Annotated in this window: 22 protein-coding genes; 11 read left to right on the top strand and 11 right to left on the bottom strand. The window is 56.1% G+C overall.

What is annotated here, in order from left to right; genetic code table 11:
- Positions 1-7: 7 nt before the first annotated feature.
- The 8 genes from ACOTY5_RS07090 to ACOTY5_RS07055 all read left to right on the top strand — a co-directional run bounded on the left by ACOTY5_RS07090 (position 8) and on the right by ACOTY5_RS07055 (position 5,955).
- On the top strand, positions 8-517 hold the full coding sequence (locus ACOTY5_RS07090) for a GNAT family N-acetyltransferase (protein ID WP_015570459.1): 510 nt from the start codon (positions 8-10) through the stop codon (positions 515-517).
- Between the two features lie 9 nt (positions 518-526).
- Positions 527-1,453: an amino acid ABC transporter permease gene (locus ACOTY5_RS07085; protein WP_045142592.1), complete on the top strand. Its 927-nt coding sequence runs from the start codon at positions 527-529 to the stop codon at positions 1,451-1,453.
- Positions 1,437-2,210 carry an amino acid ABC transporter ATP-binding protein gene (locus ACOTY5_RS07080; RefSeq protein WP_017693375.1) on the top strand — a complete coding sequence of 258 codons (774 nt, stop codon included), beginning with the start codon at positions 1,437-1,439 and terminating at the stop codon, positions 2,208-2,210. The genes ACOTY5_RS07085 and ACOTY5_RS07080 overlap by 17 nt, the downstream gene beginning before the upstream one ends.
- Positions 2,211-2,219: 9 nt before the next feature.
- The gene (locus tag ACOTY5_RS07075) at positions 2,220-3,107 is read left to right on the top strand and encodes a transporter substrate-binding domain-containing protein (RefSeq protein WP_017382289.1); all 888 of its coding nucleotides are present in this window, start codon (positions 2,220-2,222) and stop codon (positions 3,105-3,107) included.
- A 41-nt stretch (positions 3,108-3,148) separates the two neighbouring features.
- Complete coding sequence (locus ACOTY5_RS07070; RefSeq protein ID WP_006810732.1) at positions 3,149-3,766, top strand: glutathione S-transferase family protein; 618 nt, start codon at positions 3,149-3,151, stop codon at positions 3,764-3,766.
- Positions 3,767-3,803: 37 nt separating this feature from the next.
- On the top strand, positions 3,804-4,034 hold the full coding sequence (gene pptA, locus ACOTY5_RS07065; protein WP_003857012.1) for a tautomerase PptA: 231 nt from the start codon (positions 3,804-3,806) through the stop codon (positions 4,032-4,034).
- Positions 4,035-4,220: 186 nt separating this feature from the next.
- Entirely contained in the window at positions 4,221-5,222 is a 1,002-nt protein-coding gene (locus tag ACOTY5_RS07060; protein WP_032648397.1) for a Kdo(2)-lipid IV(A) acyltransferase, read from the top strand.
- Between the two features lie 91 nt (positions 5,223-5,313).
- Positions 5,314-5,955, top strand: a complete 642-nt coding sequence (locus tag ACOTY5_RS07055; RefSeq protein WP_045142593.1) for a DNA-binding protein — start codon at positions 5,314-5,316, stop codon at positions 5,953-5,955.
- 1 nt (position 5,956) lies between these two features.
- Here ACOTY5_RS07055 and ACOTY5_RS07050 read toward each other — a convergent pair whose 3' ends face one another.
- Positions 5,957-6,247 (bottom strand): ArsR/SmtB family transcription factor, encoded by a 291-nt coding sequence (locus ACOTY5_RS07050; protein ID WP_045142594.1) that lies wholly within the window; start codon positions 6,245-6,247, stop codon positions 5,957-5,959.
- A gap of 161 nt (positions 6,248-6,408) precedes the next feature.
- On the opposite strand from ACOTY5_RS07050, the gene fusA reads away from it, so the two are divergent.
- The gene (gene fusA / locus ACOTY5_RS07045) at positions 6,409-8,511 is read left to right on the top strand and encodes an elongation factor G (protein WP_045142595.1); all 2,103 of its coding nucleotides are present in this window, start codon (positions 6,409-6,411) and stop codon (positions 8,509-8,511) included.
- A gap of 67 nt (positions 8,512-8,578) precedes the next feature.
- On the opposite strand, the gene ACOTY5_RS07040 is transcribed toward fusA, so the two are convergent.
- Together ACOTY5_RS07040 and ACOTY5_RS07035 are read right to left on the bottom strand one after the other, a co-directional pair.
- The gene (locus ACOTY5_RS07040) at positions 8,579-9,010 is read right to left on the bottom strand and encodes a DUF3828 domain-containing protein (protein WP_032620331.1); all 432 of its coding nucleotides are present in this window, start codon (positions 9,008-9,010) and stop codon (positions 8,579-8,581) included.
- A 203-nt stretch (positions 9,011-9,213) separates the two neighbouring features.
- Entirely contained in the window at positions 9,214-9,786 is a 573-nt protein-coding gene (locus tag ACOTY5_RS07035) for a flavin reductase family protein (RefSeq protein WP_062933950.1), read from the bottom strand.
- A gap of 105 nt (positions 9,787-9,891) precedes the next feature.
- Between ACOTY5_RS07035 and nhoA the strand changes: the two genes are divergently transcribed.
- Positions 9,892-10,737: an N-hydroxyarylamine O-acetyltransferase gene (nhoA, locus tag ACOTY5_RS07030; RefSeq protein WP_045142596.1), complete on the top strand. Its 846-nt coding sequence runs from the start codon at positions 9,892-9,894 to the stop codon at positions 10,735-10,737.
- Between the two features lie 80 nt (positions 10,738-10,817).
- Here the strand turns inward: nhoA and narI are convergent, their stop codons facing one another.
- The 6 genes from narI to ACOTY5_RS07000 all read right to left on the bottom strand — a co-directional run bounded on the left by narI (position 10,818) and on the right by ACOTY5_RS07000 (position 19,710).
- On the bottom strand, positions 10,818-11,498 hold the full coding sequence (narI, locus tag ACOTY5_RS07025) for a respiratory nitrate reductase subunit gamma (RefSeq protein WP_015570467.1): 681 nt from the start codon (positions 11,496-11,498) through the stop codon (positions 10,818-10,820).
- Entirely contained in the window at positions 11,495-12,190 is a 696-nt protein-coding gene (gene narW, locus ACOTY5_RS07020; RefSeq protein WP_045142597.1) for a nitrate reductase molybdenum cofactor assembly chaperone, read from the bottom strand. The genes narI and narW overlap by 4 nt, the downstream gene beginning before the upstream one ends.
- The gene (narH, locus tag ACOTY5_RS07015) at positions 12,190-13,734 is read right to left on the bottom strand and encodes a nitrate reductase subunit beta (RefSeq protein WP_045142598.1); all 1,545 of its coding nucleotides are present in this window, start codon (positions 13,732-13,734) and stop codon (positions 12,190-12,192) included. The genes narW and narH overlap by 1 nt, the downstream gene beginning before the upstream one ends.
- A complete protein-coding gene (locus tag ACOTY5_RS07010; RefSeq protein ID WP_032102976.1) occupies positions 13,731-17,471 on the bottom strand; it encodes a nitrate reductase subunit alpha in 3,741 nt (1,246 codons plus the stop codon). The genes narH and ACOTY5_RS07010 overlap by 4 nt, the downstream gene beginning before the upstream one ends.
- Positions 17,472-17,538: 67 nt before the next feature.
- On the bottom strand, positions 17,539-18,924 hold the full coding sequence (locus ACOTY5_RS07005) for a NarK family nitrate/nitrite MFS transporter (RefSeq protein ID WP_026094300.1): 1,386 nt from the start codon (positions 18,922-18,924) through the stop codon (positions 17,539-17,541).
- Between the two features lie 210 nt (positions 18,925-19,134).
- Positions 19,135-19,710 (bottom strand): TetR family transcriptional regulator, encoded by a 576-nt coding sequence (locus ACOTY5_RS07000; RefSeq protein ID WP_015570471.1) that lies wholly within the window; start codon positions 19,708-19,710, stop codon positions 19,135-19,137.
- A gap of 116 nt (positions 19,711-19,826) precedes the next feature.
- Here ACOTY5_RS07000 and ACOTY5_RS06995 point away from each other — a divergent pair, with 116 nt between their 5' ends.
- On the top strand, positions 19,827-21,317 hold the full coding sequence (locus ACOTY5_RS06995; protein ID WP_062933949.1) for an MFS transporter: 1,491 nt from the start codon (positions 19,827-19,829) through the stop codon (positions 21,315-21,317).
- Between the two features lie 45 nt (positions 21,318-21,362).
- Here ACOTY5_RS06995 and ompC read toward each other — a convergent pair whose 3' ends face one another.
- Both ompC and yddG read right to left on the bottom strand, forming a co-directional pair.
- The gene (gene ompC, locus ACOTY5_RS06990; RefSeq protein WP_017382300.1) at positions 21,363-22,436 is read right to left on the bottom strand and encodes a porin OmpC; all 1,074 of its coding nucleotides are present in this window, start codon (positions 22,434-22,436) and stop codon (positions 21,363-21,365) included.
- Positions 22,437-23,062: 626 nt separating this feature from the next.
- Positions 23,063-23,941 (bottom strand): aromatic amino acid DMT transporter YddG, encoded by an 879-nt coding sequence (yddG, locus tag ACOTY5_RS06985; RefSeq protein ID WP_032102980.1) that lies wholly within the window; start codon positions 23,939-23,941, stop codon positions 23,063-23,065.
- Positions 23,942-23,968 lie beyond the last annotated feature (27 nt).

Below are 23,968 nucleotides of genomic sequence, written 5' to 3'. Positions count from 1 at the left end.
AGGCGCTATGCGCGAACAATTTCGTGACGTTTCGCCGGAAGATGCCGATCTTCAGCCCATTATCGAGGGGCTTTTCGGTGAGTACGCCGCTCGTTACGGCGACTACTTTTCAAAGGATGCGGAAGTCGAGCTGACAGAGTGGTACCTGGCGCCGCAGGGGCTGTTTATCGTCCTGGAGCGCGATGGCGAGATCATCGCCACCGGTGCGTACAAGCCCTTCGACGAACATACCGCAGAGATCAAACGCATCTGGACGAATAAAACGCTGCGCCAGCAGGGGCTGGCCGCGCGCGTGGTACAGGAGCTGGAGCGCCGGGCGGTGCTGGCGGGCTACAGCCGCATCTACCTGACCACGGGGTTTCGCCAGCCGGAGGCGGTGCGGCTCTATCTCAGTCAGGGGTATCAGCCGCAGTTCGATCTTAACCGCGATCCGGAAGAGTATAGCCAGCCGCCGTTCGACGGTCGGCTGCGTTTCACCAAGACGCTGATCCGCGAAGCGCTCAGCAAAACCGCATAAGGAGCGACGATGAGCAACGTTGAAACCATAAAAGTGGTCCCGGCACGTTATCCGCTGCGCGCTGCTGGCGCCGTGGTGGCGCTGTTTGTACTGGCGGTCGTGATCCAGTCCGTGGCCTTTAATCCGCGCTGGGAATGGGCGGTATTTGCCCGCTGGTTCTTCGACCCGGTGATCCTCGAAGGCGTCGGCCAGACGCTGCTGCTGACGTTAATAAGCACCGTACTGAGCGTGGTTATTGGCGGCATGCTGGCGCTGGCGAGGCTCTCGTCATCATGGCTGTTGAGCAGCCTGGCGTGGGGGTACATCTGGCTGTTCCGTTCCCTGCCGCTGATCGTGGTGCTGATTATCCTCTATAACTTCTCCTATCTCTACGACACGCTCTCTCTCGGCGTGCCTTTTACCGGCATTACCTGGGGCAGCTTTGAAACCATCAATGTTCTCGGGCAGTTTTCTACCGCCATCGTGGGGCTGACGCTGGTGCAGAGCGCCTATACTGCGGAGATCATTCGCGGGGGGTTCCTTGGGGTCGACCACGGTCAGTATGAGGCGGCCGCTGCGCTGGGTCTGCCGGCGTGGCGTCGCACGGTGCGCATAATTCTCCCGCAGGCGCTGCGCACCATTCTGCCGTCCGGGTTTAACGAAATCATCAGCCTCGCCAAAGGGACGGCGATGGTTTACGTGCTGGCGATGCCGGAACTGTTCTACACGATCCAGATGATCTACAACCGCACCCAGGAGGTGATCCCGCTGTTGATGGTGGGGGCCGTCTGGTATCTGGTGATCACCACCGTACTGTCTGCCATCCAGCATGTTATTGAGCGTGGACTCGCCCGCAGCGAGCGCCGCTCCGCCGTAAACCACAACCGGGTGGCCAGCCGCACGCGTTCCGTCACCACTTCGCCAGCACAGGAGCCCGTTCATGCAAGCCTCTCCTGAAGGACACATTTCCATTACCGGCGTCAGTAAGTTTTTTGGCCGACATAAAGCGCTCGATAACGTCACGCTTGAGATCCCGCCGGGCTCCGTGACGGTGATCCTCGGCCCCTCTGGATCTGGAAAATCGACGCTGCTGCGCACCATTAACCATCTTGAGCGCGTAGACGAAGGCTTTATTCAGATTGACGGGGATTACATCGGCTATCGCCGTCAGGGTGACAAACTCTACGAGCTCAAAGAGAAAGAGATCCTCAAACAGCGCGTCAACGTTGGGTACGTGTTTCAGAACTTCAATCTTTTTCCGCATCTCACGGTGCTGGAAAACCTGATTGAAGCACCCATCGCGCATAAAAAGTTCAGTAAAAAAGAGGCTGTTGAAAACGCCTACAGCCTTCTGGATGTGGTAGGTCTGCGCGATAAAGCCGATGCCTGGTCGCGTCACCTCTCCGGCGGCCAACAGCAGCGTATTGCCATTGCCCGCGCGCTGGCGCTGCGCCCGCGCGTGATGCTGTTTGATGAACCCACCTCGGCGCTGGATCCGGAACTGGTTGGCGAAGTGCTGGATGTGATTAAAAAGCTCGCCCGTTCCGGCACTACGCTGGTGGTGGTCACCCATGAGATCGGCTTTGCCCGGGAAGTGGCGGACCAGGTGGTATTTATGGTCGACGGTAAAATTGTGGAGCAGGGCAGCAGCGACGACGTGTTAAACCGACCGTCGCATCCGCGAACGCGCCAGTTCCTCTCAAAAGTGCTGTAAGGAGCGCAGATGAAATATGGACTCCTGGCGGGGCTGGTCTTCACGACGGCGAGCTACGCCAGCATTGATTTAAAGGCCAACGAACAGCCGCTGCCGGTGACGGTTGATCAACAGGCAGTGGCGAAAATCCCGGCGAACTATAAATTTGTTGAGCCGGGTACCCTCACGGTGGCGATTTCAGCCCTGAATTCTCCGCCGCTGGCGCTGCTGGCCAGTGATAACCGCACCCGTATTGGCAGCGACCCGGATATCGCCCGGTTGCTGGCGGGCAGTCTGGGGCTGAAGCTGAAGCTGGTGCCAACGGCGTGGGAAGACTGGCCGCTGGGGATCACTTCCGGGCGTTATGACGTGGCGTTGGTGAATATCGCCGTCACCGAGCAACGTAAGGCGAAGTTCGATTTTGCGACCTATCGCGTCGATTCCCTGGCCTTCTCGGTGAAATCCACCAGCAACGTACAGTCGATCACCCGTGCGAAAGATCTGGCCGGTAAAAAGGTGATTGTCGGGTCAGGCACCAATCAGGAACGTATTCTGCTGGGCTGGAACGAAGAGAATAAAAAGGCCGGGCGCGAGCCTGCGTTGCCGGTTTATCTGACCGACGACGCCTCAGGCAATCTTTATATTCAGTCCGGCAGGGCGGATGTCTTCTTTGGACCGCAGTCCGTTTCTGCCTATAAAGCCGCGTTAACCGGCAAAACCCGCGTCGTGGGATTAGGGCCGAAGAAAGCCTATGTCGCCACCACAACCAAAAAAGGCAATGGGCTGGTGTATGCGTTGCAGGCTGCGCTGGACGGTGCGATTAAGCGCGGGGAGTATCAAAAGGTGCTGGCGCGCTGGGGGGAAGCGGGCGAAGCGGTGACGTCTTCAGATGTTAATCCGCCCGGGATAACCTACTAATGGTGCTCTACACTTAGGGTTTTCATCCCTGAGGGGGCAACATGATCAAACTCTATGGCGTACCCGGCTGGGGATCGGCAATCAGTGAAGTGATGCTGACTCTGGCAGACATCCCGTATCAGTTCGTCAACGTGGACGGGTTTGACCAGCCCGGCCCGCAGCGCGAATTGCTGTTAAAACTGAACCCGCTGTGCCAGGTGCCGACGCTGGAGCTGGAAAATGGGGCGATCGTGACGGAAACCGCAGCGATCGCCCTGATGGTGCTCGACAGACGTCCCGACCTCGCGCCGCCCGTAGGGCAGGCCGAGCGCCAGCAGTTTCAGCGCCTGCTCATCTGGTTTGTGGCGAACGTCTATCCCACCTTTACGTATGCAGATTACCCGGAACGCTGGGTGCCTGATGCCCCGGAACAGCTGAAGAAAAATTGCATAGAGTACCGAAAATCGCTCTATCTGTGGTTCGACAGCCAGCTCAGCGCCTCGCCGTTTGCGTTTGGCAAACAGCTGACGCTGCTTGACGTCTATATTGCCGTTGCGCGTACCTGGGGGCCACGTCATGAGTGGTTTGCCACTAACACGCCTAATATTACCGCCGTCGCGGATGCCGTCTGCGCGCTGCCGGAACTGCACAAGGTGCTAAAAGCTAACGATATAATCTGATAACGTGGAACGCTCACCTATAAAAGGAGCCCTGCCCATGCCACACGTTGATATCAAATGTTTTCCACGCGATCTGACTGACGAACAAAAAACGGCCCTGGCGGCGGATATCGCCGAAGCGATCGCCCGTCATCTGAACAGCAAAGATCGCTCAATCTCCGTGGCGCTTCAGGAGGTTCAGGAAGCTGACTGGAAGGCGCAGGTCTGGGATACCGAGATCGGCCCGAAACTGGATGAACTGATTAAGAAGCCCGGTTATTCGATGTAACTTGCCTGCCGGGTGGTGCAATATCACCCGGCGCTCCTCGCTTTTATTTCCTTTCGCAAAAATCGATAATAAAAACCATAACGATTCCGCTACAATTCATCCTTCCGAACAATATTCGTTAAATCAGCAGGTAAGCACTGCAACTGCACCAGATTAAGTACAAATTAGTAAAAGGATAATTTTTCCATGACAAAATTACCTCAGTTTTCACTCGCCTTTATTCATCCTCGTTACTGGCTCAGCTGGGCAGGCATTGCCGCGCTCTGGTGCACGGTTCAGCTTCCGTACCCGCTGCTGTTGAAAACAGGTCACGGGCTTGGGCGTCTGGCTATGCGCCTGCTTCCACGCCGCGTGGAGATCGCCAGACGAAATCTTGAGCTTTGCTTTCCTGATATGAAAGAGGACGAGCGCGAGCGTTTACTTGAGCGTAATTTTGAATCGGTTGGAATGGGCGTCATCGAAACGGGGATAGCGTGGTTCTGGCCAGACTGGCGCGTACGGAAACACTTCAGCGTAACCGGCTACGAACATATGGAACAGGCGCGGGCGCAAGGAAGGGGAGTGGTGCTCATTGGCATGCATTTTCTCACGCTGGAATTAGGCGCACGCATCTTTGGGATGCTCAACGCGGGTATTGGTGTGTATCGTCCCAACAATAATGCGTTGCTCGACTGGCTGCAAACGCGCGGTCGTCTGCGTTCCAATAAAACCATGCTTGACCGCTATGACCTGAAGGGCATGATCCGTGCGCTGAAGCAAAACGAGATCCTGTGGTATGCCCCGGACCACGACTATGGCAAAACGAATAGCGTGTTTGTGCCGTTTTTTGCCGTCCCGGACGCCGCGACAACTGCCGGGAGCTACATGCTGGTGAAAAGTGCCAGACCGGCCGTGATTCCGTTTGTACCGCGCAGAAAAGCAGACGGCACAGGGTATGAGCTGATTATTCTGGAAGATATTAGCGATACCTTGCAGGGAGGCGACAAAGCGTCGGTGGCCACGCAAATGAACAGAGCGATTGAGCGCGCCGTGATGATGGCGCCTGAGCAATATATGTGGCTGCATCGCCGGTTCAAAACCCGCCCTGAAGGCCAGCCGGACCGGTATAAACGCAAAAAACAGGTCGCGTCTACTGCAAGAACCTTTTCTGCCAGCGATATTTCGGACCGGTCGAGTATCCAGCAGTAGCCCGGCAGGGCGGATGCCGGTGCGCTCCGCCCTTTATAAATCCTGCCGCGCTGGATAGAATTACCGCATCCACATTGACGGGATGCCCAACATGACCGGAAGAGTCGATTATCATCTGGAAAAATACCTCCTCACCGAAGCCGGTGAGCCGGAACGTCTGACGCGCCAGTGGGCGGAGGTGATGCGCGAGTGTCATGACCAGAAATCCGGGGCAGAAGAGCGGCTGCGTCTTGCGCTGCTGAATGTGGATTACGTGACCAGCTTTGAGCTTCCCTTCCGGTTACTTCTTACCCGCGCACCGCAGCTGATTGATGGCATCAGAAATGAGTTTCAGCTCAGTCAAAAAAATGTCCTGTTCAACGGCAAGCGGTTTGGCTGCGTCTACAGCCTTAAACAGGATTTGAACGGCATTCCCGATGAATTTACCTACCACCTGAAGACCCGTATTCAGCGAATCGATGCGTCCGGCGGTTCGGAAGTGCCTTACCGGCAAATCGCTCAGCAGGTGAAAGCCCCCCGCGAGCGCCTCCAGCTGGCGCTGGAGCAGGGGCTTACGGTCACCGCGCTTGACGGGCTTTTCTGGTTTGGCCTCCAGCGCATAGCCGCCGACGTGCAGAGGTTAAGGAAGACCGGGATGAGGATAGTGACGTCCGATACGGAGGTGTTCGACACCCTTACCGGAACAACACGGCGCATTCCGGTTTATCGTCTTGAGGACGCTGCCGCTACTTAGCCTAGAGCAGGATCGCCAGCAGCCCAGGAAAGCGGGCGTCCAGATCTTCTCTTCTCAGTGAGATCATATTCTCGCGCCCCTGCGGGCGCTGCCAGATCACGCCGCTGTCGCGCAGCACGCGCCAGTGGTGAGTCATAGTAGATTTCACCACCTCTTCCGGGCGCAGCGCGTTACAGCTCAGTTCGCTGCCGTCGGCCAGCCTGCGGATAATCGCTAATCGCAGCGGGTTGCCGAGGGCGAACAGCACATTTTCCAACACTATTTGTTCAGGTTCCGGGTGGTTTGGGATCATCGTTTTCCTGCGTCTCGCGTGAGATTGAGCTATATCAACAATAGGTCAACCGTTAAAAAATAGTTCGATAATACTCGTACAATGGGACTATTATAACAAACGAACGAATACGCGACCATCCCGGTCGTCACAAACCAGTCATGAAGACTTAAGGAAATATCATGCCCCGACCCATTCCACTCGAACGTTATCGCAACATCGGTATCTCCGCGCATATCGATGCGGGCAAAACAACCACCACTGAGCGCATCCTGTTTTACACCGGGATGAGCCACAAGCTGGGTGAAGTACACGATGGCGCGGCAACCACCGACTGGATGGCGCAGGAGCAGGAGCGCGGGATCACCATTACGTCGGCGGCGGTAAGCTGTTTCTGGCCCGGTATGGACAGAGGCTTTGAACCGCACCGCATCAATATTATCGACACCCCCGGGCACGTGGATTTCACCATTGAGGTGGAACGTTCCATGCGTGTGCTCGACGGCGCGGTGATGGTCTATGACTCCGTCGGTGGCGTGCAGCCGCAGTCGGAAACCGTCTGGCGTCAGGCGAATAAATATCACGTCCCGCGTCTGGCGTTCGTCAACAAAATGGACCGCCCGGGCGCAGATTTCTTCCGCGTGGTGCGGATGATGCAGGAGCGGCTGAAAGCCAATCCGGTCCCGATTGTGATCCCCGTGGGGGCAGAAGAGCATTTCACTGGCGTGGTGGATCTCATCAGGATGCGCACCATACTGTGGGATGATGCGACGCAGGGCATGGCGTTTAGCTATGCGCCAGTGCCTGACGATCTGCTGAGCACCGCCCAGGCGTGGCGAGAAAAAATGGTTTCGGCTGCGGCAGAAGCCAGCGATGAGCTTATGGATAAGTACCTTGAGACGGGCGAACTGGATGAAGCGGAAATCATCAAAGGGCTGCGCGTCCGGACCATCTCCGGTGAAATACAGCCCATGCTGTGCGGCAGCGCTTTCAAGAACAAGGGTGTGCAGCGCATGCTCGACGCGGTGATTGAATTGATGCCGTCTCCACTGGACGTGCCCGCTATTGATGGGGTAGACGAAGACGGACAGCACGCCGAGCGCCACCCAAGCGATGATGAACCGTTCTCGGCGCTGGCCTTCAAGCTGATGAGCGATCCGTACGTCGGCCAGCTGACCTTTATCCGCGTCTATTCCGGCATACTGCGCAAAGGCGACGCGGTGTACAACCCGGTGAAGGGCAAGAAAGAACGTATCGGGCGCATCGTGCTGATGCATGCCAACGATCGCCATGAGGTGGACGAGCTGCGCGCAGGGGATATCGCAGCCTGTGTCGGGCTGAAAGACGTTACCACCGGTGACACGCTGACCGACCCGAATGCGGTGATCACCCTTGAACGGATGGAGTTCCCGGATCCGGTTATTTCGCTGGCGATTGAGCCGAAAACCAAGGCCGATCAGGAGAAAATGGGGATCGCCCTACAGCGCCTGGCTGCGGAGGATCCGTCGTTCCGCCTGCACACGGACGAAGAGTCCGGTCAGACCATCATCTCCGGGATGGGCGAGTTGCATCTGGAGATCATCGTTGACCGCATGAAGCGTGAGTTTGGCGTTGAGGCGAACATTGGTCGTCCGCAGGTCACCTACCGTGAAACCCTGCGTAAAGCGGTGAAGGATATTGAAGGTAAATTTGTCCGACAGTCCGGCGGGAAAGGGCAGTACGGTCATGTGGTTCTGAGCCTTGAGCCGTTAGCCGCCGGGAGTGGTTTTGTGTTTGAAGATGCCACCAAAGGCGGGGTGGTGCCGCGGGAGTACATCCCGTCGGTGGAAAAAGGCTTGCGAGAAGCCATGAATACGGGAGTGCTGGCGGGCTATCCGGTGGTGGATGTGAAAGCGACCCTGACGTTTGGTTCCTACCATGACGTTGACTCCTCGGAGATGGCCTTCCGCATGGCGGCGATCCTCGGCTTCAAAGAGGGCGCTAGGCGGGCGGATCCGGTTATTCTTGAGCCGGTGATGCACGTTGAGGTGGAAACGCCGGAAGAGTACGCCGGGAACATTATGGGCGATCTCTCCTCCCGTCGCGGCCTGGTGCAGGGAATGGCAGAACAGTACGGCAGCCAGATTATTCGCGCTGACGTCCCGCTGGCTGAGATGTTTGGCTACGCCACCACGCTGCGCTCGATGTCCCAGGGGCGCGCGACGTATACGATGGAGTTCCATCATTTTGCGGAAGCTCCGCGGAATGTGGCGGATGAGATTATTGCGAAGCGTGTGAAGAGTTAATTAATTGCACATGGTAGTCATTTGGCTACCATGTGCCTTTATTATTACGACAGGGAGTTTATGCCTGTTACTTAATTAGCGTCGCCGATCGCACTTTCCATTTTCCTTGCTCTTCAACGAGACAATCTGCAATCACATGATCTTGCTTCTTACCAAATGCGACATAGACGTTTGTGCAAACGGCGTCAAAATCAGAATGTAAGACGGTTATCTGATTCCAGTCATCATCCCAGTCCTGCGCTTTGATAAACATATCCGCATCGGGCATATCTTTGTCGTTACTGTCGCCAGAGTACATTTCTTTAATTGCTGCAATGGTCCCTGAGGCTACGTACTCGTTCATAATGTCTGGATTGAGTACGGGTGGTTTGTTCTGATCTAACTGCGCTATATACCATTGATTGAATTTAAGCGCCACTAGCCCCGGTGCATAGGTGGTTTCCGCGCCCGCTAAGGAAGACAGGATGAAAAGTAAAAAGAAGAGTGGCTTCGATGACATAATGTGCCCAATTACCGATGCTTTTTGCTTGAGCATTTTATTTGGAATATAAAATTTCGCCATATCTATCCAGGACATTAATATTTCCTTAACGGGGAATTGCTAACTCAGCAACTCAAGAAATATCCTCCGTTCTACAACGCAGTGGTAAACATAAAATGCCATAGAAATTTTATATAATTCAGATGGGTATAATTAAAAAATCATTCCAGCGCCTTCACCATTTTCCCGCTCGCGACAAACGTACCCGCACCCAGATGATGCAGCGTATTCAGTTTATCCCCGTCAAACTGCCAGCGTCCGGCGACAAATGCGCGTTCATCCGCCGCGGCGGAAACCACTTCGCCAAACAGAGTGTCATATTTCTCGGCCGCAGAGGTTACAGGTAATAACCGGCACTCCATCCACGCCAGACATTTCTCTTCTATAACCGGCAGGCCAAGCTCAGGGCCATAAATAACCGGGATCCCGTAGCAGTTGAATTTATCCTCGTCGCGCCCGCTGACGCTGCCGACCGCCCAGGTCCAGTTGGCTGCCGCCACGCCGGGGATCACAATGCCGAATTTCCCGCTGCGTTCGATCAACTCCCGTGACCACGCGCTTTTGTCTACCACAATCGCGATACGCGGGGGCTCAAATTCCACCGGCATAGACCATGCGGCGGCCATGACGTTGCGACGATCGATGGTCTCATCCCGGCTGGTGATGAGCACGGTTGGACCGTGATTCAGAAGACGGCTGGCATGACGTAATTCAACAGAGCGAAAGTGGTTCATAGGATCTCCTCATGTACACGATGAGTATGACGAAAAAGCACTTTTGCGCATATGCATAAGGGAAAATAGTTTATAAACAGGGGATATCACATCCTGGAGCAAATCATGTCCCCATTTCTGAGTGCTTATTTCGCCCGCACGGGCTGGCAGCAGCCCGTACCGGTTGATATCGATACCCTGCGGGGGCTGCATTTACACCATAACTGCGCGATCCCTTTCGAAAATATTGATGTCGTTTTGCCGCGTGAAATCCATCTGGACGACGGGTGTCTGGTGGATAAACTGGTCACCGCACGTCGGGGGGGGTATTGCTTCGAGCAAAACGGCCTGTTTGAGCGGGTGTTGCGCGAAGTCGGGTTTACGGTGCGCAGCGTGCTGGGGCGGGTTGTGCTGGCCAATCCGTCGCAGATGCCGCCGCGTACGCACCGGTTGCTGCTGGTTGAGCTGAACGGCGAGCGCCGGATCGCCGATGTGGGATTTGGCGGACAAACGCTGACGGCGCCGATTCGTTTGATCGCCAACGAGGAACAGGAAACCCCACACGGGCGTTATCGTTTGCTGAGCGAGGGTAACGACTGGGTACTGCAATTCCGCCATCACGAGCACTGGCAGTCGATGTACCATTTTGACCTGGCGACCCAGTACTTCAACGATTACGTGATGGGAAACTTCTGGTCGGCGCACTGGCCGCAGTCCCATTTCCGTCATCACCTGCTGATGTGTCGCCACCTGCCGGACGGGGGCAAGCTAACGCTGACCAACTTTAATTTTACCCACTGGCAGAACGGGCATGTGGAGGAGCAGATCCATTTGCCGGATGCGGAGGCGCTGTATAAGCTGATGCAGGCGCGGTTTGGCCTGGGCGTTGATGACCCGAAGCACGGCTTTACCCTGGCCGAGCTGACGGCCGTGATGGCGGGGTTTGATACGCATCCACAGGCAGGTAAATAGCCCGGTGGCGGCTACGCCTTACCGGGCCTACAGCGGCTTGAAACGTAGGTCGGGTAAGGCGAAGCCGCCACCCGACAAAATCAACGGCGCGATCTCACCACCTGATAGCGACGGGTAAAATACTCAAACGGCGCACTCCACACGTGCACCAGACGGGTGAACGGGAAGATAAGGAAGATCGTCATCCCCAGCACCAGATGCACGCGGAAGATCGGTGCGACGCCGCTCAGCATTTCTGACGAGCCTCCCTTAAACGTCACGATCCCCTGCGCCCAGCCGACCAGCTTCATCATCTCGCTTCCGTCAGGATACTGGGCGGAGAAAGGAATGGTCGACAGCCCAAGGATGCACTGAAGCAGCAGGATACTCATGATGATAATATCCGGCGTGGTGGACGTGGCACGCACCCGCTGGTTGAACAGGCGGCGGATCAGCAGCATCGACCCGCCAATCAGCGTCAGCACCCCGCAAATCCCCCCCGCAATCATGGCTAACTGCTGTTTAACCGCGACGGGTAAAAACCAGGCGTACATCCAGTGCGGAGTTAACATGCCGAATAAATGCCCGAAGAAGATCCCCAAAATCCCGATATGAAACAGGTTAGAGCCCCAGTTCATACCGCGCTTGCTGAGCATCTGGCTCGACGAGGCGCGCCAGGTGTACTGCCCGTAGTCGTAGCGCAACCAGCTGCCAAGGAAAAACACGGTGGCGCAGATGTACGGATAAATGTCATAAAAAAACACGTTCAGGTAATGTGTCATTTTGGGCCTCCGGCGCTGACGTCCACGTACTGCGGCGCGACGTCCTGGCTAAAGCGTCGTTGATATTGCTGCATCGGCGAGCTGTCGCACGATGTGGCGTTGTCTTCGATAAACTTCACCTGTTCCTCTTCCCACACGGCGTCCAGCGCCTGACGGGTATCATCCCGTTTTTCACCAGACACCTGCTTCGCCACGCTGTCGCTGGAAAGCCGTGTACCGGCCATCGTCAGCAGGGCGTCAAACAGCTGGTAATGCGCCACCTCGCGCTGTTTCAGCCGGCCGCCAATCAGCGCCAGGATCGGCGCGACGTTTTGCAGCCCTTCACGCGCCTCGTCATCGCTGACGATACTGAGATATTCCAGATAGAGCGGCAGATAGTCCGGCAGCTCGCGGCAGTCCAGCTGGAGCCCGGCTTTCTCATACTGGCTCATCAGGTCGACCATCGCCTGACCGCGATCGCGAGACTCGGCGTGAACGTGTTCGAACAGCAGTAGTGAGGTTGCGCGCCCCCGCTCGAAGACTTCACACCATTCGGCCTGCTTATCCAGCAGCGTGGCGCTCAGGTGCTGCTGCGCAAACGGCAGCAGCATGGGCGCGTCCTGATCCACCAGGGAAAGCGCTTCGTCACGGTTTTCCCACAGCAGCTCATCGGGATACTCAATGAGTAGCGCGATGATTTTGAGGATTTGCATTATTCTCCCTCCCCGTGTTCACGCACCTCGGTGATGTTGATCGCGTCAATGCGGCTGCTGTTGAAGAGGTTGAATTTGGTGTCGGAACCGTGGCAGCCGTCGCCAAAGGTGAAGCCGCAGCCGTTTTTCTCCGGGAAGGCGTCGCGCGCCATTTCGCGGTGGCTGGTCGGGATCACGAAGCGGTCTTCGTAGTTGGCAATCGCCAGGTAGCGATACATCTCTTCTACCTGTTCTTCCGTCAGGCCGACCTCTTCGATGGCGCGGGTGTCGGTCACGCCTTCCACGGTCTGGGAACGCTTGTAGTGGCGCATCGCCATCATGCGCTTCAGGGCGCGCAGCACCGGACCGGTATCGCCCGCGCTGAGCATGTTTGCCAGGTACTGCACCGGAATGCGCAGGCTCTCTACGGCAGGCAGCACGCCGTCGCTCTGCGGCAAACCACCCGCGTCCGCGTAGGACTGAATCGGTGACAGCGGCGGCACATACCAGACCATCGGCAGGGTGCGGTATTCCGGATGCAGCGGCAGGGCAAGCTTCCAGTCCATCGCCATTTTGTAAACCGGGGAACGCTGTGCCGCGTCGATGACGTTCTGCGGAATACCCTGTTTTAGCGCTTCTTCAATGACCGCCGGATCGTTCGGGTTAAGGAACACGTCGCACTGGCGCTCGTACAGATCGGTTTCATGCTCGGTGCTCGCTGCCTCCTCGATACGGTCCGCGTCATACAGCAGCACGCCAAGGTAGCGGATGCGCCCGACGCAGGTTTCCGAACAGACGGTCGGCTGACCCGATTCAATGCGCGGGTAGCAGAAGATGCATTTCTCTGACTTGCCGCTCTTCCAGTTGAAGTAGATTTTCTTGTACGGGCAGCCGCTGATGCACAGACGCCAGCCGCGGCATTTGTCCTGGTCAATCAGCACAATGCCGTCCTCTTCGCGCTTGTAAATCGCACCGCTCGGGCAGGTGGCAACGCAACTGGGGTTCAGACAGTGCTCGCACAGGCGCGGCAGGTACATCATGAAGGTGTTTTCAAACTGGCCGTACATCTCCTTCTGGATCTTCTGGAAATTGCGGTCGCGGGCGCGTTTTTCGAACTCGCCGCCCAGCAGCTCTTCCCAGTTGGGCCCCCATTCGATTTTATCCATTCGCTTGCCGTCAATCAGCGAGCGCGGGCGGGCGGTAGGGAGGTGATCGCTCTCTGGCGCGCGGTGCAGATCCTGGTAATCGAAGGTGAAGGGTTCATAGTAATCGTCAATCTGCGGCAGGACGGGGTTAGCGAAAATCTTCGACAGCACGCCCATTTTGCCGCCGAGGCGCGGGGTCAGCTTGCCGTGAATACCGCGGATCCAGCCGCCTTGCCACTCATCCTGATCTTCCCAGTTTTTCGGATAGCCGATACCCGGTTTGGTTTCGACGTTATTAAACCACGCGTACTCCATCCCTTCGCGCCCGGTCCAGACGTTCTTACAGGTGACCGAGCAGGTGTGGCAGCCAATGCATTTATCGAGATTCAGAACCATGCCAACCTGTGAGCGTATTTTCATTTTTTCGCCTCCTGTACCTGATCCCGACCTTCGCCGTCCAGCCAGTTAATGTTTTTCATTTTACGGATCATGATGAACTCGTCGCGGTTCGAGCCGACGGTGCCGTAATAGTTGAAGCTGTACGCCAGCTGCGCGTAGCCGCCGATCATGTGGGTCGGTTTCGGGCAGACGCGGGTGACCGAGTTGTGGATCCCGCCGCGCCGTCCGGTTACTTCTGACCCCGGAATGTTCAGGATGCGCTCCTGAGCGTGGTACATCATGGTCATGCCCGGCGGCACGCGCTGGCTGACCACCGCGCGGGCGGTGAGGGCGCCGTTTGCGTTAAAAGCTTCGATCCAGTCGTTGTCCTCAATGCCCAGCTCGCGCGCGTCGGTTTCGCTGATCCAGACGATTGGCCCACCGCGCGACAGGGTCTGCATCAGCAGGTTTTCGCTGTAGGTGGAGTGAATGCCCCATTTCTGGTGCGGCGTCAGGAAGTTAAGCGCTTTTTCCGGGAACCCGTTCGGCGGGATTTCGCGCATATGGGTAACGCTGCGGGTGTCAATCGGTGGACGATAGGCCACCAAACTCTCCCCGAAGGCGCGCATCCAGGCATGATCCTGATACAGCTGCTGGCGGCCCGAAATCGTGCGCCACGGGATCAGCTCGTGAACGTTGGTATAGCCTGCGTTATAGGAGACGTGCTCGCTCTCAAGGCCGGACCACGTCGGGCTGGAGATGATTTTGCGCGGCTGCGCCTGAATATCGCGGAAGCGGATTTTCTCATCTTCTTTGTTCAGCGCCAGATGAGTGTGATCGCGCCCGGTCAGTTCGCCGAGGGCTTCCCAGGCTTTGACCGCGACCTGACCGTTAGTTTCCGGCGCAAGGGCGAGGATCACCTCTGAAGCGTCAATGGCGGTCTCGATGCGCGGGCGACCTTTCGCCGGGCCGTCGAGCTTGACGTAGTTGAGCTTGCCGAGGAAATCGACCTCGTTCTGGGTGTTCCACGATATGCCTTTTCCGCCGTTACCGAGCTTGTCCAGCAGCGGCCCAAGGGCCGTAAAGCGCTCGTAGGTTTCCGGGTAGTTACGCTCGACCACGGCGATGTTCGGTGCCGTTTTGCCGGGGATCAGATCGCACTCGCCTTTGCGCCAGTCCAGAATATCAAAAGGCTGCGACAGCTCCCCCGGGGAGTCATGCTGAAGCGGCTGTAGCACCACGTCAGTTTCGGTGCCGAGATGTCCGACGCACACCTCAGAGAAGACTTTGGCGATGCCCTTGTAAATCTCCCAGTCGCTGCGGGACTCCCACGCCGGGTCAACGGCTGCGGAAAGCGGGTGAATAAACGGATGCATGTCCGAGGTATTCATATCGTCTTTTTCATACCAGGTGGCGGTGGGCAGGACGATATCCGAGAACAGGCAGGTGCTGGACATACGGAAATCGAGCGTCACCAGCAGATCAAGCTTGCCCTCAATGGCGGCGGTTTGCCATTCCACCTCTTCAGGTTTCACGTCGTCCGTTGAGCCTAAATCCTCACCCTGAATACCGCTCTCGGTGCCAAGCAGGTATTTCAGCATGTATTCATGGCCTTTCCCGGACGAGCCAAGCAGGTTAGAACGCCAGACAAACAGGTTGCGCGGGTGGTTCTTACCGTTATCCGGCTGTTCGCAGGCGAAGCGGATATCGCCCGATTTTAACGCCTGAACGGTGTAGTCCTGCGGCGACATGCCGGCGGCGTCCGCCCGGGCCTTAACGTGCAGCGGGTTGAGATTAAGCTGTGGAGCCGACGGCAGCCAGCCCATGCGCTCGGCGCGGACATTGAAATCAATCAGGTGACCGGTAAACTTCGATGCGTCTGCAAGGGGAGAAAGCAGTTCCTGTGCGGTGAGCTTCTCATAGCGCCACTGGCTGGCGTGGTTGTAGAAGTACGATGTGCTGTTCATCTGGCGCGGCGGACGGTTCCAGTCCAGCGCGAAGGCCAGCGGCAGCCAGCCGGTTTGCGGGCGCAGCTTTTCCTGGCCGACATAGTGCGACCAGCCGCCGCCGCTCTGCCCTACGCAGCCGCAGAAGACCAGCATGTTGATCATCCCGCGGTAGTTCATGTCCATGTGGTACCAGTGGTTCACACCGGCCCCGAGGATGATCATCGAACGACCGTGAGTTTTGTGCGCCGTGTCGGCAAATTCACGGGCGATTTTTTCTATCAGATAAGCGGGGACGCCGGTAATTTGTTCGCCCCAGGCCGGGGTGTAGGCTTTTATCTCGGCGTAGTTTGTCGCCGCGTTACTGTCTTCCAGACCGCGATCGAGGCCGTAGTTTGCGAGCACCAGATCGTACACGCTAACCACGCGTCTCTGGCTGCCGTCGGCCAGCGTCAGGGTTTTACTCGGTACTCGGCGCGTCAGCACCGGCTCCTGCTTCACGCTGCGGAAATGCGGATTCTCGTTGCCCCCGAAGTAAGGGAAGGCCACGTCTGCCACGCTGTCGTGGGTGATGAGCAGGGAAAGCGTCAGCTCGGTTTCCTGTCCCGCAGCCAGCGACTCCAGGTTCCATTTGCCTTTTTCACCCCAGCGGAAGCCGATGGAACCATTCGGCGCCACCAGATTTCCGGCCACGTCAAAGGCGATGGTTTTCCACTCCGGATTATTGGTTTCACCCAGCCCGTCGGCCAGATCCGACGCGCGCAGCATGCGGCCCGGCACCACGCGACCGTCAGCCTGTTCATCCAGCAGGACCAGCATCGGCATGTCGGTGTAGCGGCGGCAATAGTTGAGGAAGTACTCGCTCGGGTTATCGAGGTGGAACTCTTTAAGGATCACATGGCCCATCGCCATGGCAAGGGCGCTGTCGGTACCCTGTTTGGGGGCCAGCCACTGGTCGCTGAGCTTCGCCACCTCCGAGAAGTCCGGCGTAATGGCGACGGTCTTGGTGCCCTTGTAACGCACTTCGGTAAAGAAGTGGGCGTCCGGGGTGCGCGTCTGCGGCACGTTCGAGCCCCAGGCAATGATATAGCTGGAGTTGTACCAGTCCGCCGATTCCGGCACGTCAGTCTGTTCGCCCCAGGTCATCGGCGACGCCGGAGGCAGATCGCAATACCAGTCATAGAAGCTCAGGCAGGTGCCGCCGAGCAGGGAGAGATAGCGCGTACCGGCGGCATAAGAGACCATCGACATGGCCGGGATGGGGGAAAAACCGGCTACCCGATCCGGGCCGTAGTTTTTGATGGTCCAGACGTTGGCGGCAGCAATCAGCTGGTTAAGCTCTTTCCAGTTTGAGCGGATAAAACCGCCTTTTCCGCGCGCTTTCCTGTAGCTCTGCGCTTTCTGCGGATCGTTTTGAATGGCATCCCAGGCCAGCACCGGATCGGTATGCTGCGCCAGCGCCTCGCGCCAGAGTTCGATCAGCCTGCGGCGTACCAGCGGGTACTTGAGACGGTTGGCGCTGTAGAGATACCAGGAGTAGCTTGCGCCACGCGGGCAGCCGCGCGGTTCGTGGTTAGGCAGGTCAGGGCGGGTGCGCGGATAGTCGGTCTGCTGGGTTTCCCAAGTCACCAGGCCATTTTTGACATAAATCTTCCAGCTACAGGAGCCGGTGCAGTTAACGCCGTGGGTGGATCGCACAATCTTGTCGAACTGCCAGCGCTGACGGTAGCTGTCCTCCCAGTCGCGGTTGGTGTGGTACACCTGACCGTGCCCATCGGCGAAACTGTCGCCTTTTGTTTTGAAGTAACGGAAGCGGTCCAACAGTTTGCTCATGACATTTCTCCTGCTTCGATAGCATTGCCGGAGGGTGAGACATCACGCTCCGGCGAAGAGGTAGTTATTATTTTTGTGAGGATTTGCGGCCATACACCAACCAGGTGACGAGCACGCAGACGATGTAAAACACGAGGAAGACTTTCATGGCGCCCACCGGGGAACCGGTCATCGCCAGGGATGTGCCAAAGGCTTTGGGAATAAAGAACCCGCCTACCGCACCGATGGCAGAGATAAAGCCCAGCGCGGCAGCCGTTTCGGTCACCGCTTCATGCTGTGCCTGTTCGTCGCTCCCGCCCTGTTTTTTCACGCGGTCGAGGGTGATTTGGCGAAAGATAATCGCGATCATCTGGAAGGTCGAGCCGCTGCCCAGGCCTGCGGTGAGGAACAGGCCCATAAAGACCAGATAGAAGGCCATAAAACTGCCTGAACCAGACCCGGGGAGCGTCAGGAAAATCAGGGCGCTAAAGATGGCCATAAAAACGAAGTTGATCAGCGTCACCCGTACGCCGCCCAGCCTGTCTGAAATCATTCCGCCAGCCGAACGCGCCAGAGCGCCGATCAGCGGGCCAAAGAAGGCGAGGTGGAGGATATTTACGTCCGGAAACTGGGTTTTCGACAGCATAGCAAAGCCTGCCGAGAAACCGATAAACGAGCCGAAGGTTGCCAGATAAAGCAGGCTCAGCAGCCAGAGGTGAAAGCGCTTAAGCACCGGAAGCTGGCTGGCAATGGACGCTTTCGAGCTGGCGATGTCGTTCATGCCAAAAAACGCCGCAAGGGTAGCAAGAATCAGCAGCGGCGCCCAGATCCACGCCGCGTTCGCCAGCCACATCGTCGAGCCATCCTCCTGGGGGACGCCGTGAACGCCGAGGAAGGTAAACATCGGCAGAAAAATCACCAGCGGCGCAACCAGCTGCATCACGCTCACGCCCAGGTTACCCAGCCCGCCGTTAATGCCCAGCGCGCTGCCCTGTCTGGCTTTCGGGAAGAAGAAGCTGATGTTTCCCATGCTGGAAGCGAAGTTGGCGCCGGCAAAACCGCACAGCAGTGCGATGATGATAAAGACCCAGTAAGGCGTGGCGGTATTCTGGATGGCGATCCCAAGCCAGACACAGGGTACGACCAGGATAACGGTACTTAACACGGTCCAGTAACGTCCGCCAAATATCGGCACCATAAAAGAGTAGGGGACACGCAATATCGCGCCGGAAAGAGAAGGTAATGCCGTTAGCATAAAAAGCTGATCGGTGCTGAAATTAAATCCGACCTTATTAAGATTTACCGCAATAGCGCTAAACAACATCCATACACAAAACGCGAGAAGCAAACACGCCACGGAAATCCACAGGTTTCTACGTGCGATATGTTTCCCTTTATTCTCCCAAAATTGCGCGTTTTCCGGTTTCCAGTTACTCAACAGATGCTGATTACTCTTCTCGCTTTGATGTGACATATCACCCTCTTGCTTACCCAAATGGAGAGAAAAAAGAAGTGAAAACAGAAAGATACCTTTCGGCAGTTTGTAGAAATTTTTGGATGTTATGGGATACATCTGAAAGGATAGATAAAAAAGCGAATCCCTGAGTTTGGAATGGGAATCAGGGTTCGCTTTATGTGTTACTAATTGTAACTATTTGCGGAAATTAATACCCCGATGGGAGTATTAAAACAATTCGAGGGAAATAAGTTTATCCAGATGCTTATTAAATGCCGCGTCGTCCATTTCAGGCATATTTAATACGTATATGCCATCCAGGCCACATACCAGACCAATTAAACGCCAGGCGATATTTTCCGGCTGGTCAGCAAGCGTAAAGGCGTTGGCCTCCGCCCCGGCGCGGATAATCGCGACCGTTTCCTGGTGCCACATCTCCATAGTCAAAACGTAGGCGCCTTTGATATCGCTATCCCGGCTGGCGAGAATTTGCGCCTCCCGCCACAGTCGAATGTAGGGCTCAAACCCGCCGTCATCGCTGCCGAGCATGGCATGCAGGCGCTCACGCCAGCCGGCGTTTTCGCCAACGATTTCAGCATCCAGCAAATCGCGGATCAGCCGGACAAACGCCAGCGACTTAAGCTCGCCCGCCGACGCAAAGTGGTGATGCACCTGCCCGGTGGCGACGCCCGCTTCGGTGGCGATGCGGCGCACGGTCATCGCAGCGAATCCTTCGGTCAGCGCCACGCGCATCGCGGCCTGGAGGATCTCTTCCCGCCGCTCGTCCTTGCTCAGATAACGCATAATTTCTCACTCTCAATGGCAACGAAACGAGTGTAACAAAGAGCTGGACAAGTGTTCAACTTTACGTAGGATCGCATTCTGGACATGTGTCCAGTTTTTAACTGAAAAGGAAATTTATGTTTCGTCAGTGGTTAGCGTTAGTGATTATCGTGCTGGTGTATATCCCGGTGGCGATTGACGCGACGGTGCTGCACGTGGCGGCGCCAACATTGAGCATGACGCTGGGTGCCAGCGGCAACGAATTGCTGTGGATTATTGATATTTACTCGCTGGTGATGGCGGGGATGGTGCTGCCTATGGGCGCGCTGGGGGATCGCATTGGCTTCAAGCGCCTGCTGATGATCGGCAGCGTGCTGTTTGGCCTGTCTTCGTTAGCGGCGGCTTTTGCGCCTTCCGCGGGCTGGCTGATTGCCGCCCGCGCGTCGCTGGCGATAGGGGCGGCGATGATCATCCCGGCAACGCTTGCAGGGATCCGCACCCTGTTTACTGACGCGCGGCACCGTAATATTGCCCTCGGCGTCTGGGCGGCCGTTGGGTCGGGCGGCGCGGCGTTTGGCCCGCTGATTGGCGGCATGTTGCTGGAGCACTTTTACTGGGGGGCGGTGTTCCTGATTAACGTGCCGATCGTGCTGATCGTGGTTTCGCTTGCTGCGCGCTTTGTGCCTGCTCAGCAGGGGCGTCCCGAACAGCCGCTCAATATCAGCCATGCCATTATGCTGATTGTCGCCATTTTACTGCTGGTCTATAGCGCCAAAACCGCCCTGAAAGGGGTGCTGTCGCCGTGGATGGTGGCCTGTACGCTGCTTACCGGGGCGGTGATGCTGTTTATCTTCGTCCGTATCCAGTTGAGCGCCCGCGTGCCGATGATCGACATGCGCCTGTTTTGCCATCGCATTATTTTAAGCGGCGTGGTCATGGCGATGACCGCCATGATTGCGCTGGTGGGCTTTGAACTGCTGATGGCGCAGGAGTTGCAGTTCGTGCATGGTTTTACGCCGTTTGAAGCAGGGATATTTATGCTGCCGGTGATGGTGGCGAGCGGATTTAGCGGGCCGATCGCGGGTGTGCTGGTCGGGCGTCTGGGGCTGCGCATTGTCGCGGCCGGAGGCATGGGGCTTAGCGCGGTCAGTTTTATCGGCCTGTCGACGCTCGATTTCAGCACCCAACAGTGGCAGGCGTGGAGCCTGATGGTGCTGCTGGGCTTCAGTGCCGCCAGCGCACTGCTGGCCTCGACGTCAGCGATCATGGCTGCCGCGCCGAAAGAGAAAGCGGCCGCCGCAGGCGCGATCGAAACCATGTCCTACGAGCTGGGTGCTGGTCTGGGTATCGCCATTTTCGGTCTGCTGTTAACCCGCAGCTTTTCGGCGTCTATTGTACTGCCGCAGGGGCTGAGCGCGTCGCTGACCGATAAAGCCTCGTCGTCCATCGGTGAAGCGATGAAGGTGGCGCAGGAGCTGACGCCGTCGCTGGCCGAGCCGGTGATGACGGCGGCGAAAACCGCTTTCATCACCTCGCACAGCGTGGCCCTGGGCAGTGCGGGAGGCATGCTGCTGATTCTGGCGGTCGGGATTTGGTTTAGTCTGGCGAAGGTCGGAGGGCAGCAGTAATAAAAAAGGCCAGCCGCGAGGGCTGGCCTTTTGAACTAACAGATTTTAGAACTGGTAGGTCAGACCTACAGCTACGATGTTGTCGGTAGCCACTTTGGCATCTTTGGTGAACTGGCTGTCATCCACGAGGTTGATTTTGTAATCAACATAGGTGGACATGTTTTTGTTGAAGTAGTAGCTCGCGCCAACGTCAACGTATTCAACCAGGTCCTGGTCGCCATAAGAACCGATGTCTTTACCTTTGGATTTCAGGTAAGCGATGGACGGACGCAGACCGAAGTCGAACTGGTACTGAGCCACAACTTCGAAGTTCTGCGCTTTGTTGGCAACGTGACCGTTACCGAACGCCGTCATGTTGCGGGTTTCAGAGTAGGTGGTTGCCAGGTAGATGTTGTTCGCATCGTACTTCAGGCCAGCAGCCCAGACTTCTGCGTTTTCGCCACCGGCGTTCAGGTTGCTTGCAGCACGAACCTGACGGTCGGTACGGTCAGATTTCGCGTAGGTCGCACCCACACCGAAGCCGTCGAATTCATAGGTAGAAGACAGACCCCAGCCGTCACCGTTGGATTCGGTGATATCGTCACGGTCGTTTTTACCCTGGTACTGAGCAGCCACGTTCAGGCCGTCAACCAGACCAAAGAAGTCGGTGTTACGGTAGGTTGCAACGCCAGTGGTACGGCCGGTCATGAAGCCGTCAGTCTGCGTCCAGGTATCGCCACCGAACTCTGGCAGAACGTCAGTCCACGCGCCGATGTCATAAGCCACACCGTAGTTACGACCGTAGTCGAAGGAACCGAATTCATCGAATTTCAGACCAGCGTACGCCAGACGGGTTTTGTTGCCGTCGGAACCTTGAGCTTCAGAGCGATTGCCCTTGAACTCATATTCCCACTGGCCGTATCCGGTCAGCTGATCGTTAATCTGAGTTTCACCTTTGAAGCCCAGGCGAACATACGTTTTGTCGCCGTCGCTACCAGCATCATCAGAAAAATAGTGCAGACCAGTAACTTTGCCGTACAGATCCAGTTTGTTACCGTCTTTGTTAAAAACTTCAGCCGCGTTAACAACGCCAGCTGCCAACATGGAAGTCACAGCCACTGCAACTAATTTAAGTTTCATCTTAAATAATCCTTATAATTTTATTTAGGTATTTCCTAAGCCACCTGAGCGATTTTTAAACGAGGCTTATCGTCAATGGCAGACTATTTTTAAAATTCCGTAGACTGCTTTCAATAATAAGTTTCAAAATATTAAAGATAATTTCAATTAGTGTGATCCTGATCGGATAAATTGCCCTTAAATCGGCCAATCAGGTTAATATATAGACATAAAGTGATTATTAACCAATCAAGATAATATGGCTGTGAATAGTTGTCGGACGTTTTAGTTTTTTGGTGAGATTAAAAGGGTTTGGCAGGGAATGTCAAAGCATGTGGCAGGATAACCTTTTTTAAAACAGTTGATTATAAATTTCTCGGGAAACCAGAACCTGTTTTTTAAGAGAAATATTCAGAAATAAACTATTGCACTTTGTGCTATATAGCGCGGGAATATTGGCGCTGAATTAATTACCTGCGTTGTCAGTTTATGTCAATTTCCACAACAACTCTGGCTTTCTGACAGCACTCTATACAGAAATTTAATTACTCTCTAATGTTACGAATTATATTCGAGGGTGTGATCACATATTAAAATATTGTTAATATTTTGCCGGGCATATTCGGTACCCGGCAAAAATAAAAATGCTATTTGCGGGTGGCATACCAGCACAGTAACGATCCGGCGCACACCATCAATGCCCCTTGCCAGAATGAGAGTGAAAGCGGAGAACTCAGCAGAATAGCCGCCAGTGCGGCGGAAAGAACTGGCGTGAAATAAGAGACAGCCGCAAGCACCGTGACGTTACCGTGAAGAATACCGATATTCCAGGCGGCGTAGCCAAAGCCAAGCGCAACCCCACACATCAATAGCTTCACCACAACCGGGACGCTGAACACCATTTCGGGCTGATCGCTGACGGCATATTTGACCCACAGGCTCAAGGCGGTCAGCAGGACGAAAAGGGTAATGCCATTTTGCCCTTTGGCATACTTGCTGGTGACGGTGCAGTAGGCGGCCCAGATAAAAGCGCCAGCAAACGCCAGCCCATAACTTAGCGGACTGGAAACGACGTTCTGCATGATGTCATTCAGTTGCAGACCGTTTTCGCCACCTAAAACCCAGCACACCCCCAACAGCGAGATGAGAAGCCCAGGGATCACCCACAGGGTGGTTTTTTGCCCGTTGAACAAAATCGCGAACGCAATCGTCAGGCTTGGCCACAGATAATTGACCATACCGACTTCAATCGCCTGTGAGCGCGTCGCGGCATATCCCAGCGACAGGGCCAGGCACATCTCATAGCTGACAAACAGGATGCTGCCCGCAATGAGATAGCGCGTGGAAAAACGCCGAAGATCGGGAAAACCCACCGTCACCAGACACAACAGCCCGCTGACGGTGTAAATCATCGCCGCGCCGCCCACCGGGCCCAGTCCTTCACTGACGCTGCGGATGAGACCCACCATGGTGCTCCACAACAATATGGCCGCCAGGCCTGTCAGCGTTGCTCTTTTTCTGTCCATTACCCTGCCAGTCTTCTAAAAATCAAA

The sequence above is a fragment of the Enterobacter cloacae complex sp. SHL018 genome (genome assembly GCF_049237905.1).
Lineage (GTDB): Bacteria > Pseudomonadota > Gammaproteobacteria > Enterobacterales > Enterobacteriaceae > Enterobacter > Enterobacter hormaechei_C.
Note: the sequence above shows the minus strand (reverse complement) of the source record. Positions and strands in the feature narration are given on the sequence as shown.